General features: G+C 44.2%; 11 protein-coding genes. 9 read left to right on the top strand and 2 right to left on the bottom strand.

Annotated elements, in window-relative coordinates:
• Positions 1-1,275, bottom strand: a 1,275-nt coding sequence (hmpF, locus tag F6K53_RS33390) for a pilus motility taxis protein HmpF (RefSeq protein WP_293083686.1), incomplete at its 3' end; no start/stop codon positions are given.
• Positions 1,276-2,066: 791 nt separating this feature from the next.
• On the opposite strand from hmpF, the gene F6K53_RS33385 reads away from it, so the two are divergent.
• From F6K53_RS33385 to F6K53_RS33360, 6 genes are all read left to right on the top strand, one after another.
• Positions 2,067-3,263 carry a response regulator gene (locus F6K53_RS33385; RefSeq protein WP_364304510.1) on the top strand — a complete coding sequence of 399 codons (1,197 nt, stop codon included), beginning with the start codon at positions 2,067-2,069 and terminating at the stop codon, positions 3,261-3,263.
• A gap of 299 nt (positions 3,264-3,562) precedes the next feature.
• Positions 3,563-3,928, top strand: coding sequence for a response regulator (locus tag F6K53_RS33380; protein WP_293021527.1), 366 nt, complete (start codon positions 3,563-3,565; stop codon positions 3,926-3,928).
• 21 nt (positions 3,929-3,949) lie between these two features.
• On the top strand, positions 3,950-4,480 hold the full coding sequence (locus F6K53_RS33375; RefSeq protein WP_293021525.1) for a chemotaxis protein CheW: 531 nt from the start codon (positions 3,950-3,952) through the stop codon (positions 4,478-4,480).
• Positions 4,481-4,742: 262 nt separating this feature from the next.
• Complete coding sequence (locus F6K53_RS33370; RefSeq protein ID WP_293071805.1) at positions 4,743-7,802, top strand: methyl-accepting chemotaxis protein; 3,060 nt, start codon at positions 4,743-4,745, stop codon at positions 7,800-7,802.
• Positions 7,803-7,809: 7 nt separating this feature from the next.
• The gene (locus tag F6K53_RS33365; RefSeq protein WP_293021521.1) at positions 7,810-8,592 is read left to right on the top strand and encodes an MlaE family lipid ABC transporter permease subunit; all 783 of its coding nucleotides are present in this window, start codon (positions 7,810-7,812) and stop codon (positions 8,590-8,592) included.
• A gap of 134 nt (positions 8,593-8,726) precedes the next feature.
• The gene (locus tag F6K53_RS33360; protein WP_293039919.1) at positions 8,727-11,336 is read left to right on the top strand and encodes a M1 family metallopeptidase; all 2,610 of its coding nucleotides are present in this window, start codon (positions 8,727-8,729) and stop codon (positions 11,334-11,336) included.
• A 163-nt stretch (positions 11,337-11,499) separates the two neighbouring features.
• Here the strand turns inward: F6K53_RS33360 and F6K53_RS33355 are convergent, their stop codons facing one another.
• The gene (locus tag F6K53_RS33355) at positions 11,500-12,144 is read right to left on the bottom strand and encodes an ATP-binding protein (protein WP_293039916.1); all 645 of its coding nucleotides are present in this window, start codon (positions 12,142-12,144) and stop codon (positions 11,500-11,502) included.
• A 1,024-nt stretch (positions 12,145-13,168) separates the two neighbouring features.
• Here F6K53_RS33355 and F6K53_RS33350 point away from each other — a divergent pair.
• The 3 genes from F6K53_RS33350 (at position 13,169) to F6K53_RS33340 (ending at position 15,666) form a co-directional block, all read left to right on the top strand.
• Complete coding sequence (locus F6K53_RS33350; RefSeq protein ID WP_293072311.1) at positions 13,169-14,890, top strand: AarF/ABC1/UbiB kinase family protein; 1,722 nt, start codon at positions 13,169-13,171, stop codon at positions 14,888-14,890.
• A 235-nt stretch (positions 14,891-15,125) separates the two neighbouring features.
• The gene (locus F6K53_RS33345; RefSeq protein WP_293072312.1) at positions 15,126-15,248 is read left to right on the top strand and encodes a hypothetical protein; all 123 of its coding nucleotides are present in this window, start codon (positions 15,126-15,128) and stop codon (positions 15,246-15,248) included.
• Positions 15,249-15,291: 43 nt separating this feature from the next.
• The gene (locus tag F6K53_RS33340; protein WP_293045768.1) at positions 15,292-15,666 is read left to right on the top strand and encodes a hypothetical protein; all 375 of its coding nucleotides are present in this window, start codon (positions 15,292-15,294) and stop codon (positions 15,664-15,666) included.
• The last annotated feature ends 165 nt before the right edge of the window (positions 15,667-15,831 follow it).

Raw genomic sequence — 15,831 nt, 5'->3', positions numbered from 1 at the left:
AATTTCTTCTCGTTCCCATAGAGTCCGGCGTTGACCCACCAAGGTTCTGTCCAGCATCTGGTAACGGTCTTGCTCATCTGCTAACTGGGTTTCTAGACTAATACGATCGTACTCACTAGCGACCCTAATCTGTTCTTGTAGTTCTTCAATCCCTTGGTGTTGGAGTGTTAGTTCTTCTTCTTGGTCATTGACGAAGCGTACAACTTTTTCCAAATCCTGCTGCAAATTCTGAACTATATCCTGTAACTCACCCAAGGGCATTTTTTCTAGTGCTGCAATATCCACCATTTGGCTAATCTTGACATCCCCTGATGTTGTTGCCATTCGAGCCAGTTCTTGGTATAATTTTTCCTGAGTTTGGAGTTGCAGACTCACCATCCTAGCTGATTCGAGCTTGATCTCTAGATTAGTTTGCTGCACTTGCCTTTCCCGGTTTGCCTGTTCACAGGATGCTTGTAATTGTTGTAACTTTCGGGTTTGATGTTGGACTTCCTGCCCTTGACCCTCAACCTCTGCTTCCAATTTTTGAGCTAATAGACGTTGTTCATTTAACTTCTTCCAGTGATTATCCAACACCGAATGCTGATGCTTGACTACTTCCAAGGCTTGATTCAGTGGTTCCCAGACAGATTGTGTTGATTCTGCTCCTCCTGATAAGCGATTGAGCAATTGCTGAATCACACCAGCCTGCTGAGCATCTAAACCAGCAGAGTACTGACCCTCTGAAACTTGCTCTTGTAAGCGTAGCTGCTGTCCCCGGAGTTGTTCCCAAGCACCTTCGAGCTCCTTACTTTTACGCTCCAATTCTTGTCTGAGTTTAGCAGTTTCTGCCTCAGTAGTTTCCAGTTCTTGGCGTTGTTGCTCTATTCTGGAAAAATCCTCCTCCATCGTTTGCATCTGCTCAAGCCGCGCTTCCATTTCCATCTCGCGACGGTTGAGTTCTTGACTTTGATAGGTCAAAGATTGCTTCCACTGCTCAATTTCTTCTTCCTGGTTTTTTGACTTTTCTAGCAAGCGAGAGAAATTTTGCAATAGATTGACTAACCTTCCCCCCGCTGCCTCGATTGTCCCCTGTATTTGTCGATTCCCACTCAGGTTAACAATCACCAACGCACCATCACCAAAGTTATTGGCTTGTTCTGTCGGAAGCACTTCCTCCCCAGACACCTTATTCCAACTCTGGTCAGTCCGCTGAAAAGCCAGCAGTTTGAGTTCGGCCTGAGCTCTACCCATAAACCCAGTTTTCTGCTTTCTTACCTCTGCGAGATACAGCACACTGATCGTCCTCTTTTAATTGTATTGTGCCCAATTCTTAATTAACACATTTGAACGCTTAACCCCTTTGGGGTTGCAGGGTGGTAATTTTCGGAGATGATTGGTCAACCGATTTTGTTTTGATCCTTAAGGCTATTAGTCCTTTAAAGGATGACGGTATTCAGTATATTTAGACACTAAAGGTATTTTAAGGTATTTCCCAGACTTGATCTGCCAGTCAATCAAGGTTAGCAGAATAAAAATAGATTTATGAGGATAGTCTTAGGAATCTTCCCACAGGGGGGGTCTAGTTTCCCCAATCTGTCTAGTTTCCCCAAGCATAGATTTTATCAACCCTAGTGGTCGATTTTTCTAGCTAGATTGAACATAACATCTTACCCCATCACTTTCTTACCTTGTGTCTAATCCCTATTCAAATAAATATACTTAATTTATATGCTTATATGCTATCCAATGGTGTTTAAAGTCCTAACCTAGAACCTTGGACATCTTAGCTTAATTTTCCAGTAACCGTCAAAATCCCACTCTTACCCCTAATCAGTTACTTCGCTCATGGTTAGCTGTCTGCAGCCATGGTAAGCTTCCACCAGTTGGCTTACAGAAGCGATTCCTTACCAACTATACTAGCCTCACCCAATTTTTTAGGATATTTTCAGTGTACAGTTAAGCGGTTTCTTGAGCAAAGATAGATCAGTACCAGTTTATGGGCATCCTTAAACTCAATGACAGGTCATAATCTCAGATTCATCAACAGGTTGTTAGGAGCACATTGTCTTTAAATGCAGGGAACTTTGAGTGAAATTGATATCCGTAGCATCCTGCAACTGATCGAGCTAGGTCAGCGAACCGGGGAACTCTTAGTCGAGGCATACAGCTCTCACCCTAGTAGCAAGGCTAGCAATAGTGGCAGTCATCGTTTTGCCTCAGGTAGACTTTACCAGCAGCCAAAACTACCAAGTCCCGGTCCTTATTGGTTTGTCTTCTTCCTGAATGGCCAGATTGCCTATGCTGCTGACAGCGATGGGAGCTTGTCGCGCCTGCATGATTATCTGCGCCGCTATAAAGCCAATGATGCTCTCAAGGAATTGGAAAGTCTGTCCATTGCCGCTACCAATGCTCTAGAGTATGGTTATCTTTGGGCTTTGTTAGAAAAGCATGTGATCACACCAAACCAAGGGCGAAGCATTATTCAAAGCATGGTTAATGAAACCCTTTTTGATTTGCTGAGCTTTCACCATGGCTACTTTGTATTTGAAATTGGTCCGGCATTAGCACCGCAACTTACTACCTTAGAAATAGGACCATTGGTCACAGAGATTATGAAGCAGGTGCAGGAGTGGAAGCAATTGTGCCCTCATATCCAATCTCCCCATCAGTGTCCAATGATTACTGCCCATGACCAGTTACAGGCTACACTGCCCGAAAAATCCTTTAGACTCATCAGCAGTTGGGTAGATGGCAAAACTTCTCTACGCCAGTTGTCCCGTTATCTCCATCGCGACCTGATCACCGTAGCTCGGGCTATTTATCCCTATGTACAACAGGGGTCAATCCAAATGGTGACCCCCAAAGAAGCAGATACGCCAGCCATTGAAGAGCAATGGGAGTTGAAGAAAGTTACACGATCTGTTGTCTGTGTTGATGATGATCTCGCAGTTGGAAAAGCTGTGGAATATACCCTAGAAGCCAAAGGTTATAAAGTCACAGCAATACAGAAGCCCCTAAAGGCTCTGAGTGAGGTTTTTCAACTCCAACCCGATCTCATCCTCTGTGACCTAGTAATGCCCGACCTAGATGGTTATGAGCTTTGTGGCATGTTACGCCAATCCACAGCATTTCGGCAAACCCCCATCATCATGCTCACAGGCAAAGATGGCTTTATCGATCGCGTCAGAGCCCGGATGGTAGGCGCAACTGACTACTTAACGAAGCCCTTCGGAGATCATGAGTTATTGATGCTTTTGGAAAAATACATTTGGTCCAGGTGATCTAGAACAATGCCAAGATAGTCATACCCTGACCAAAGAATTAGATCAAGGGGAGAATCTTGCTCTGTCAGCCTTTAACTTATTAATAGAGGCGTCTAACCCATCAGTTAATTAACCAACACTATCCTAATTAAACCCACTGGTCAAGCTAGAAGCTTCCACAAATTCAATAAAAATCTAGTCTTTCTTGGTATCACCACCAATAGATGAGCGATACTGTAATCATGATTTAATTTATAGACCCAAATCGGGCTGTAGTTTAATTTCACTACTATTTCCCGAGGGTCGAGCTAGGAGTTATGAGTAAAGTTTTAGTTGTAGAAGACAGCCTTGCTCAACGGCAGATGATCTCAGACCTCCTCAAAGGTAGTGGTTTGAAGGTGGATGTTGCCAGTGATGGTGTTGAGGCTTTAGAACATATTCTAGAGTCTTGTCCAGATGTAGTGGTCTTGGATATAGTGATGCCACGCATGAATGGCTATGAGGTCTGTCGCCGTCTTAAGGCTGACCCTAAAACTCAGAATGTGCCAGTGGTTATGTGTTCTTCAAAAGGTGAAGAATTTGACCGCTATTGGGGCATGAAGCAAGGTGCAGATGCATACATTGCGAAGCCTTTTCAGCCAACGGAGTTGATTGGAACAGTTAGACAGCTACTTAGAACATAAATATATTGGTATTTGACGGGAATGGTTGCTAATCCGGACTTTGTAACTGACTCTGCTCTTGAACAAGCCCCAGAATTGCAGGAATTGGAAAGTCCTGAAGGCGAACTATACCTGCGGTTTTATCTGCGATCTGGTGATGAATTTGCTCTGCCGGCTACTGGTATCAAAGAGGTAATTGACCCCTGCCCTGAACAAATTACTCCTATTCCTAATGCTTCCCCTTTATTGTTGGGGACTTTCAATCGACGTGGACGGGTAATTTGGGTCTCAGATCTAGGTCAGTTTCTGGGGGATAAAACGGTTTTAAATACAGACCGTATGGAAATCCCTGTTATTGTTATTGAAGATCAAGACACTATGCTGGGGTTGGCAGTTCAAGAAATTGTCTGTACAGACTGGCTGGATGTGGAAAAGTTACATATGCCTACCAATGTTGCCGATAGTATGGCTCCTTTCTTACGCGGTGAGTGGTTGCTAGAGATTGAGTCTAATCAAGTTCTGCGACTACTTGATCATGTGGCGATTATACGCTCAGCCAGGTGGGCAGCCTAAAACTAATTATTAAAAATTGAACATTAAAAATTAGTTGGATTAATTATTATTGGCTCTACCGAAATTGCTGTGTAAAAATGTTATGAAATAATTATTATAATCATCATGTGGCGGGAGTTTCAGTTTTTAATAGAATGATTTTTTATAAAAAAAACGTCCAATCAGACCTAGTCGGCAATAAGCGCGGTTTTATACACACTATGTCCGGTAGAGCCTTATTATTAAACATTAAATTAATTTTTAATGCTTCGGGAGGAGGTAAATGGCATCCAGTATAAATTACCCCCAGCTGTATGGGGAAGCCGAAAAAGCCTATATGCAGGGCAAATACCAAGAAGCGGCAACACTCGTTGATCGTTTGATTGAGTATTTCCCTAATGAACCCAGTGCGTTGCTACTGCGGGGTCATATTTACTGCTATGGTCTACAGCAGTACGATTTGGCTCGCCAACAGTATGAATCAGTACTCAATCTGACCTCTGAACCAGATTTTGTTAGTTATGCCAACAACGGTCTAGAGTACGCCCAGCAATCTACAAATGGTGATCAGGAGGCTGGGTTATCACCTGATGATGATGTCAATACATCACAGCTAAAACTAGATGATACTGAGGAGTTGAGTGCAGAACCCACAGCAGGAAATTGGCAAGACTTCGCTGATTTTAATGATATCAGTGAATTTGACCCGGAAAGCTTAAGTTTTGAAAACACAGGGGTTGATGATTTTGCTTCAGAATCAACCTCACCCTTTAACGATTCTTTTCAAGATTCCACTAGTGATGAAGGCACCATAGATTATCAGTCTTCTTCTAATCTAGACCCCTTTAGTATCGTTAGTGACCTAGAAGAAGACAGTGAGGATTTAGAGAGTTGGGAAATTGCCTCTGAGGATTTAGAACTCGATGTAAACCCTGTCAGTAGTCAGACTTCTTATAATGGCACAGAAGGACACTTTCCTGAACTCTCTCAAGAGGAGGGTCTACAAACATTTATGGTGTCTCCTGAGGTTAATTTAGACGAAGATATATCTTATGGTTCAGAAGAGTTAACTAGTGAATATAGCACAGTTGAGTTTAACGTCCTGGCTGAAGAAGAATTAGAATCCCTGCCGGATTACGAGTTTAGCGATATCGAGGAGCAATCAAAGAATTCCTTTGTTGAAGCTGCAACCCTGTTAATGAATTCAGCAGAGCTTGAGGAGCATTTTTACCCGACTCCAAGTTCTGAGCCTACCGCGACTACCCAAGAAAATTATGCCAGCACCGAGCAGTCTTTGGAACCTGAGGAACCAACGGGGGATACTCAAGCCTATGCTGACAATCAAGAGGACTTAGAATATCTCAATGATGAGGCGACTGACTCTACTGAACCCTATTTATCGGAAAACTATGGCTCGGATGAGCAACTTTTGGACTCAGCTTACGAACAAAATGGGTTCAACTCTCCAAGGCCAAACCAAATTAATTTGGAATCCTTTGATGATGATTCTTGGACAATGGATGATGTAACGGAATCAGAAGAGGAAATATTGTCAGGAATTGAAGCACATCAAGGGGTAAAAGAGGGTTTTTTAGATGAGTTTGACCTATTTGATGATGATTTAGATTCAATCCCTGATTTCTCTGTTGATGATCAGCAACCACTGTCCAATGAGAGTGGTGACAATAGTGATTTTGATGTCTTAAGCAGTACTGGCTCAACACTCGGAAGTACTGGGTCAATGGATATGAACACCAGTGGTGTAAGTGCTGTAGCCAATCATGATTATCCGTCAGCCACTGGCAATGAGGAGCTATTTAGCCTTAGTAGTGCCACCGAGCCAATCCCTATTTATAATCCTACTAAAGACATTGACAAAGAGCTGGTTGTTAGTATTGACCAAGGTCCACTAGCTCCCATAGAAAACGCTCCTGTCAACCAGAAGAATTGGATGACTGCCTTGATTACTGGCGCGGTATCAATGGTGGTGGTAGCAGCGGTGGGTGCTGGAGCACAATACATGGTTCGAGATCAGCCATCCTTCAAAAATCATGTGCGAAATACTAGTATTCTGATGACCCTAGCCGCTGGTGTTGCCAGTTTTGGTACGACTCTGGCTGTGGGGAATATTACAGCTAGGCAGATTAGACGTAGTACCGAAAACCTGAAAACCCAGTTTGAAGGAGTCTGTCAGGGTAATCTCAATGCCCATGCTACGATTTATTCCCAGGACGAATTGGGTCAGTTAGCCCATAGTTTCAACCAAATGGCCAGAGTCATCTTGACAACGATGACTGAAGCACAACGAAAGGCAGAAGAGCAAGAACAGGCAAAAGAAGACCTCCAACGCCAGGTAATTCGATTGCTTGATGATGTGGAAGGGGCAGCACGGGGGGATTTAACGGTACAGGCAGAGGTAACTGCTGATGTTTTGGGAGCAGTTGCTGATTCCTTCAACCTGACGATTCAAAACCTACGGGAAATTGTACAACAAGTCAAGCAGGCAGTCCGTCAGGTGACCAAATGTTCCACCGATAGTGAGTCCTTTGCCCGTAGCTTGTCTTCTGATGCTTTACGGCAAGCTGAGGAACTGGCGGTTACCCTGAACTCTGTACAGGTGATGACCGATGCTATTCAGCGGGTGGCAGAGAGTGCACGAGAAGCTGAGGAAGTTGCCCGCTCAGCCTCGGCTACCGCTCTCAAAGGTGGTGAGGCTGTGGAGCGCACTGTGGCAGGAATTTTGCAAATTCGTGAGACAGTAGCAGAAACGACTCGTAAAGTCAAGCGTTTGGCAGAATCTTCCCAGGAAATTTCGAAAATTGTTACATCGATTTCTACCATTGCCTCCCGAACAAATTTGTTAGCACTCAATGCTAGTATTGAGGCGGCAAGAGCTGGAGAAGCTGGTCGAGGCTTTGCTGTTGTTGCGGATGAGGTACGACAGCTCGCTGATAAGTCAGCCAAGGCACTCAAGGATATTGAACATATTGTGTTGCAAATCCAGAGTGAAACTGGTTCAGTGATGACAGCTATGGAAGAAGGCACCCAACAGGTGATTGAAGGTACTAAACGAGCAGAACAAGCCAAGCGATCGCTTGAAGATATTGTGCAAGTGGCAAACCGGATCGATGCTTTAGTACGTGCAATCACTGCGGATACTATCGAGCAAACTGAAACATCCCGTGCTGTTGCCCAAGTGATGCAATCCGTTGAGTTAACCGCTCAAGAAACCTCCCAAGAAGCCCAAAGGGTTTCTGGAGCTTTGCAAAACCTGGTCGGTGTGGCGGGAGAGTTGCGGACATTTGTTGAGCGTTTCCGTGTGGAAGCGAATGATGGGAAATGATTGATTAATGGCTAAAACTTCCAGCCTCGGGTTATGGAGTCAGCGTTTACTGGCGGCGATTTTCTTAGCTGGGCAAGTGATACTTCATCTACTGACTGGGAAGATTCACCGCCGCAATACTATCGAGCAAATGGTAACTGTTGGACCAGAGTCTCTGATAATTGCTCTGCTCACTGCTACTGTAATCGGTATGGTGTTTACCATTCAGGTAACACGAGAGTTCATTAATTTTGGTGCCACCAATGCCATTGGGGGAGTCTTGGCTCTAGCTTTGGCTAGGGAATTGGCTCCGGTGTTGACTGCTGTGGTTTTAGCAGGACGAGTTGGTTCGGCATTTGCTGCTGAAATTGGTACGATGCGCGTTTCAGAGCAAATTGATGCTTTGTATATGCTCAAGACTGACCCAATTGATTACTTAGTGATTCCTCGGGTTATTGCTTGTTGTCTGATGCTGCCAGTGTTGACCATTCTCGCCATTGTGACTGGTATGGTAGGAGGATTGGTGCTGGCTCAAAATCTTTATGGTATTCCCCAGTCTTTGTTTCTTGATTCGGCTCGTAACTTCTTAGGAATTTGGGACTTGTTCTCTGCTGCTATTAAATCTGTAGTGTTTGGGCTGTTGATTGCTGTGATTGGTTGTAGCTGGGGGTTAACCACGACAGGAGGGGCTAAAGGTGTCGGTCAATCTACCACCACTGCTGTGGTTACTGCTTTGCTAGCAATTTTTATTATCAACTTTTTCTTATCATGGTTGATGTTCCAAGGGATGGGTAGTGCGGTGATCAGCTAAATAGCTTGATGATGAGTTAACTTAAAATATATCAATCGACCGCTACAGGAAGGGTGACTCTTTTTCCTTTGGGAAACTTCCCATAGCTCCACTTAACGCCATTGTCCACACTGTTCAGTTCTACAACTTCACTAATGTCCCAGTCGTATTTTGATACCGAAAGCAAAACTCACAAGTCGTTTGAATTACCCGGTGCTAAACCCCAATACAATCCTGACCGCCCAGGACAAGTGGAGCATATTTTCCTGGATTTAACTCTGGATATCCCCCTCCAAAGCGTTAGCGGTACCTGCACTATCACCCTCAACCCAATACGCGGCATTAAACAGCTAGTAATTGATGCGGTCAACTTGACTATCGCCTCAGTGCAGGTTGACCAAATCCCCCAACCCTTTGAGTATGACGGGGAACAACTAAAGATTCAGCTACTTAACCCGGTTGTTGTTGGAAAAGCGATTAAGATTGCGATCGCATACAGTGTAGACAACCCCCAGCGGGGTATTTACTTCATTCATCCAAACCAACACTACCCCAACAAACCCACCCAAGTTTGGACCCAAGGAGAAGATGAAGACTCTCGCTACTGGTTCCCTTGTTTCGATTATCCTGGTCAACTTGCTACCTCCGAAATCCGCGTTAGAGTGCCAAAACCCCTGATTGCTATCTCCAACGGGGAACTAATTGCTACAGAAGAAGACGGGGATGAAACCATATACCACTGGCGGCAGCAAGAAGTTCATCCCACTTACCTGATGACTCTAGCAGTAGCAGACTTTGCGGAAATTCGGGATGAATGGCAGGGCAAACCAGTCAACTACTACGTCGAGAAGGGGCGAGAGCAGGATGCTCGCCGCAGCATGGGCAAAACCCCTGGAATGATAGAGTTCTTGAGTGAAACCTTTGGCTATCCCTACCCCTATCCGAAATACGCCCAAGTCTGTGTAGAAGACTTCATCTTTGGTGGTATGGAAAACACCTCCACCACTCTGTTAACAGACCGTTGCTTGCTTGATGAACGAGCAGCTATCGATAACCAACGGACTGAAAGCCTTGTGGTTCACGAACTTGCTCATCAGTGGTTTGGGGACTTAGTGGTGATTAAACACTGGTCCCATGCCTGGCTTAAGGAAGGCATGGCATCCTACACAGAAGTGTTTTGGACCGAACATGAGTATGGTAAAGATGATGCTGCCTACTACCTACTCAATGAAGCACGTAGCTATATCTCAGAAGATAGTTCTCGTTACCGCCGCCCCATGGTGACCCATGTCTATCGAGAAGCTATGGAACTCTACGATAGGCACCTTTATGAAAAAGGTGCTTGCGTCTATCATATGATTCGGGCAGAGTTAGGGGAAGACTTGTTCTGGAAAGCCATCCAAACCTTTGTTAAAGATAATGCTCACAAAACCGTAGAAACCATTGACCTGCTAAGGGCGATTGAAAAAGCTACCGGTCGTAATCTGTTATTCCTATTTGACCAGTACGTCTTCCGGGGGGGTCATCCTGAATACAAAGTTGCCTATTCCTGGGATGGGGATAGCCAGTTGGCTAAAGTTACAGTAACCCAAACTCAGGCAAAAGATAGTAACACGGGTAGCGATAGTGAGCTATTTGACCTCAAAATCCCGATTGCCTTTGGTTACACCCAGCTCGAAGACGATTCTCCTGTGGAAACGTCTAATGAAACGTGCCTACAGACATTTACGGTCAGGGTTCATGAACGGGAACAAAGTTTCTATTTCCCACTGGGGAAAAAACCTAACTTGATTAGTTTCGACCACGGGAATAATTACCTGAAAACCGTTTCCCTAGAATACCCCATAGCCGAGCTCAAAGCCCAGCTGAAATTTGACCCAGACCCCATCTCCCGTATCTATGCAGGGAAAGCCTTGGCGAAAAAGGGAGGATTAGAAGCAGTAAAAGCATTGTCTGATGCCCTAAAGAGTGAATCATTCTGGGGTGTTCGTTTAGAAGTAGCCAAACAATTAGCTAAGGTAAAACTAGATCAAGCCGAAGCCGCCTTAATTGCTGGCTTGTCCGATCAAAATCTCCGTGTGCGTCGTGCCGTTGTGCAAGCCTTGGGTGAAGTGAAGACTCCAGAAAGCTACAATGCTCTCAAGCAATTACTAGAAAAAGGGGATGCCAGCTACTACGTAGAAGCCTCAGCAGCTAGGTCACTTGGGGGAATGGTTTCGGCAAGCCTTAAGGATAGGGAAGATGAAGTAATCCAATTGCTGACAAAAGTACTCCAAGAACGGAGTGGTTGGAATGAAGTAGTACGTAGCGGTGCCATTGGTGGCTTAAGTCAAATTAAATCCTCACCCATTGCCCTAGACGTAATTTTAGAATATACCACTCCTGGCATACCTCAACCCCTTCGTCTAGCAGCGATTCGAGCTTTAGGAGACATTTCTAAAGGTCAGACTCCCAATAAAATAGAGTCGATCCTGGAGCAATTAGAAGAACTGTCCCGTGAAACCTTCTATTTGACTCAAGTCACCATAGTTGGGGCTCTAGGAAAAATGGAAACCCCGAAAGCTATGGATATTTTGCGATCGCTTTTAGAGAATACGCCTGATGGGCGAATTCGTCGGATTGCAGAAGAAGCCATTCAGAAAGTCCAGAAAAACATTGGCTCTGACAAAGCCCTTAAACAGCTACGGGACGAACTTGACAAACTCAAAAAAGATAATCAGGAACTCAAAAGCCGCCTGGAAAACCTGGAAGCCAAATCTAATTAAGTATGAAGTCTTTCTTTTACAGCTTCTAATTAAATTTCGTAAGCATTCAGCTCTCAGCTTTCAGCTCTCAGCTCTCAGCTCTCAGCCATTCGCGTAGCGTGGCCAACGGCCAAGGCTAAGGCTGACGGCTGACGGCTGACGGCTGAATGCTTACAATTTATACTTAAATTTCTACAGTGAACACTGACCCCGATGGTTGATTATTTTCTACGAATATTCTACCACCATGGGCTTCAACTGCCATTTTACAGAATGTTAATCCCAGACCAGTTTGATAAATTCCAGTCATTAAATTTCCCACATCGTACTTATCAAAAATACGTTTTCGCAATTCTTCATTAATCCCAGGTCCAGAATCAGCAATGCGAATTATAGCTTTGGTTTCCCGATCTACTGGATAATATACTTGCAGTATAACTTTACTTTGTGAAGGAGAAAATTTGATGGCATTTGAGAGTAAGTTATCTAAGACACGGCGGATTAAATTAGCATCAATTAAAAGAGTCTTACTGGATTCTGGTAGATCGCTAACTAGCTGAATGTTTTTCTCGTAAGCAATGGCTTGGAAATCTAAGACTACCTCTTGTTCGAGTGCATTGATATCCACCAAGTCTCGATTAAGCGTAAGTTTTCCCGATTGTAACTTCGCCATCATCAATAAGTTATCCGTCATTGAGCGCAGCTGGAGAGCTAATTTCAAGATTTGTTCAGTCTTTCTTTGCTGTTTTTTTTGAAGTTCAGTTTGCTGCCAAATATCAAAATATATCATAATATTAGCCAAAGGATGTCTCAAATCATGCACGATCATATGACACATAAGTAGTCGGACAAAAGTAAAATTAACTGTTGAAATAGGGAGCAGGGACTGAGGCCGTGGGCCACGCGGGGCGCGTTCGGAGCTGGGAGCAGAGGGGCTTTTGGCAACTTTACAGAAGTTAATACAGCGATGCAGCTTCGGAACAGGGGGTTTCCCCCACTCGCGCTTTGCATCAAGAAGTGAGGTTTATTTTTGTCCAGGTACTTAGTGCCGATTTGGTTCGGGCAATCACGGAAACAGCATAGTGTAGATAAATCAACGTCGATAAATCAACGTCGATAAATCAACAGATTGCCCATGCTGCTTCGCTACGATACCAGCGGAATCGATATGACACCATTGTTGCTTTGTTGATTTAGCCCCGTCATGGAGGATTCTGCTGAAGTTTTAATTTAAAGACTGTCGGTGATAACACGCAAATCAGAGCTGAAATCCGAAGCTAGAGCCTCGGTTAATGTAATAATGGAAGTTGACAATTTTACCGATATATGCATCAAGAGGTGGGACCCGTGGGGAATTTAATTCTTAATGGGTCAAGCGCACCTAGAAAAAATCTATGACACAGGACTAGTAAACCTTGGCAGAAATTTGTGACCAGTTCCTCTGAAGATGACCAGATCAGGGAATGAGGGGATGAGGGGGTGATTTTGACTGGTCAGTTATTTTGAGCGTAATCTACTCAATTGACCATAATTGACTATCGGAAGTTCAGGAAATGGGCAAGTTTCTGGTGTAGGTTTCTATGGGACTCTCAATTGTCCTGGTAGCAAAACCTGCCCTAAACCTTCGATTGGACTTAAACTGAGATCTTGCACCATTGTCATTAATCGTAGGGTGGGCAGTGCCTACCAAAGTGGTTTGCAAGCTTCATTATCTGTCTGATGCACTGCCCACCCTACATGAACTATTGGACTTAAACACCGAATTATAGTATATGTACAAGTGTATACTTATTTAATAAAACGCAAAAGATAGATAAAAAACTATAAATTTCTTAGAGAGGCCTATACTCAGCGTGAGTCAGCATCAACTTGTATCTCCTGAACAGCGGTCTAATGAACCCCAAAGGTACTATGATCCACAAGCGATCGCCCGCTACTATCGTTCCAGACCTTGGGTAGTGATTTGGCGTTGCCTGAGGATTGTCTGGGGTTTCGCTAGCTTTGTTTTTAGTATTAAGTTAGACCAATGGCGCAACCGGACTGAGCAGAATAAGTTAAAACGAGCGACACAGCTGCGGGAACTTCTGACTAACCTCGGTCCAACCTTTATTAAAGTCGGACAAGCTCTTTCCACCCGCCCTGACTTGATTCGGCAAGATTTTTTAGATGAACTGATCAAACTACAAGACCAGCTGCCTCCCTTTGACAATGCGATCGCATTGTCCATAATCGAGCAAGAGTTAGGGCGCTCCATCCAAAAACTCTTTAGCCAAATTTCCCCAAGACCTGTAGCAGCCGCTAGTCTTGGTCAAGTCTATCGGGCTAAACTTCACACCGGTGAAGAGGTGGCGGTTAAGGTACAACGTCCTAACTTACGCCCTGTCCTCACCCTAGATCTTTATTTGATGCGGTGGGCAGCTAGCTGGATTGCCCCCTGGTTACCACTCAATCTCGGTCATGACCTAACTTTGATTGTAGATGAATTTGGTACTAAGCTCTTTGAGGAAATTAATTATCTCAATGAAGGTCGCAATGCCGAACGATTTGCTCTAAACTTCCAAGACGACCCCACTGTGAAGGTTCCAGCAATATACTGGCGCTACAGCAGTATCCGTGTCCTCACCCTAGAGTGGATTGATGGTTTCAAGTTAACCGATACAGAACGTATTGAAGCCTTAGGACTAGACACCGCAAGCTTGATTAAAACCGGTGTCACCTCTGGTTTGCGTCAGTTGTTAGAGCATGGCTTTTTCCATGCTGATCCTCATCCAGGTAACTTATTTGCCCTTCCGGATGGACGCATGGGCTATATTGACTTTGGTATGATGGATCAGTTAGATCAGGATACCAAAGAAACCATTGTCAGCTGTGTCGTTGATCTAATTAATCAAGATTATCAATCATTAGCCCAGGCTTTTGTTAAATTAGGTTTCTTAGCACCCAACACAGATATTCAGCCGATTATCCCAGCCTTAGAAGCTGTGTTGGGAGAAGCAATTGGTGAAAGTGTCGGAGATTTCAACTTCAAGACGATCACAGATCAGTTCTCAGAGTTGATGTACGACTATCCTTTCCGGGTTCCAGCCAAGTTTTCCTTAATTATCCGTTCTCTGGTGACTCAGGAAGGACTGGCACTGAGCTTAGATCCGAATTTCAAAATTGTCGAGGTTTCCTACCCCTATGTAGCTCAGCGTCTGCTTACCGGTGAAACCCCACAAATGCGGCGGCGTTTGATTGAGGTGTTGTTCAAAGACGGTAAATTCCAGTGGGAACGACTGGAAAATATGATTGCGATCGCTCGCTCTGATCAGAACTTTGATTTGCTACCAACCGCTCAACTTGGTTTGCAGTATCTCTTGTCTGAGGAAGGTCAGTTTTTGCGACGTGAACTGTTGTTAGCGTTAACCGAAGATGACCAACTCCATGGAGCCGAAATTCAGAGTCTGTGGAACTTAGTCAAAGATGATTTACCACCAGAACGTTTATTCAATGTAGCTTTGAATGCACTAAGTACTATTTCCAGTGATGGGATTGGGGCTATTTTACCCAAAGCTCCTGCTGTTACTACCAAATAGTGTGTCAGACCAACTGGCTGACAACGATATTCCTGATCATGACTACTTACTCCTAAGTATTCACTACTTGTTGTTATTGTAATTAGCGCCGGTTGCCAACTGCTATAGAATTTGGTGGGTTACAGCGCGGATAAAAATCATTGCCCCGCCTCGCCCACCTTAGGAAACTATAAGATTTTATGATCTCCACAACTACCGGATAGCATTCCCAGCTTTAGCAATCCGTGTCGGAATTGTGATAATTTTTGATACCATATTCCCTGCTCCCTGCTCCCTGCTCCCTATTCCCTATTCCCTATTCCCTGTTCCCTATTCCCTATTCCCTATTCCCTATTCCCTTTGCTATCATTTTTTGTAATAATCTTCACAGGCACTAAAAGCATGAAGATTAGGAGTTATTTGTGTATAATTTTTGGCCAGATCCACCCTATTTTTTGTTAATTTTTGGTTTGTTTGCTGGGATTACCTGTGGGCTAGCTTTTGAAGCTACACTCAAAGAAAAAGTACAGGAATGGTATAAGACCAAATCCAGTCAAACCCTGGCTGAAATTAAAGGAATCCAGTTACTTCTCCCATTTATGGGAATTGCTGTTGGGATTTGCCTGTTTCTAGCCTCTGGGTTAGGAATTTTTGCCTTGCCCTATTGGTTGTGTTACTCAATTTCCATACCTATGACCTTATTTATTAGTGGGCTAGTTTGGTCACAACTCGGTAACGTATTGATTCAGTTAGAGCGAGGTGGTTCCAAAGCTCTAGATTTAGATTCGTGGGAATAACTATAAACTGACTAATTTGTCATTAGTGATTGGGAGTTTTTTCCCATACTATCGGTCAGCTACTAGTGGGTAATCGGTAATCGGTAATCGGTAATCGGTAATTTGCCTTTTGCCCATTACCTACTCCCTACTCCCTACTCCCTACTCCCTACTCCCTACTCCCTA

This window comes from Moorena sp. SIO4A1, from assembly GCF_010672065.1.
Lineage (GTDB): Bacteria > Cyanobacteriota > Cyanobacteriia > Cyanobacteriales > Coleofasciculaceae > Moorena.
Note: the sequence above shows the minus strand (reverse complement) of the source record. Positions and strands in the feature narration are given on the sequence as shown.

Bases quoted from the DNA above. Each gene is read 5' to 3' on its own strand.
- F6K53_RS33380 (WP_293021527.1), top strand. From the start codon at position 3,563: ATGAGTAAAGTTTTAGTTGTAGAAGACAGCCTTGCTCAACGGCAGATG.
- F6K53_RS33375 (WP_293021525.1), top strand. From the start codon at position 3,950: ATGGTTGCTAATCCGGACTTTGTAACTGACTCTGCTCTTGAACAAGCC.
- F6K53_RS33370 (WP_293071805.1), top strand. From the start codon at position 4,743: ATGGCATCCAGTATAAATTACCCCCAGCTGTATGGGGAAGCCGAAAAA.
- F6K53_RS33365 (WP_293021521.1), top strand. From the start codon at position 7,810: ATGGCTAAAACTTCCAGCCTCGGGTTATGGAGTCAGCGTTTACTGGCG.
- F6K53_RS33360 (WP_293039919.1), top strand. From the start codon at position 8,727: ATGTCCCAGTCGTATTTTGATACCGAAAGCAAAACTCACAAGTCGTTT.
- F6K53_RS33355 (WP_293039916.1), bottom strand. From the start codon at position 12,144: ATGATCGTGCATGATTTGAGACATCCTTTGGCTAATATTATGATATAT.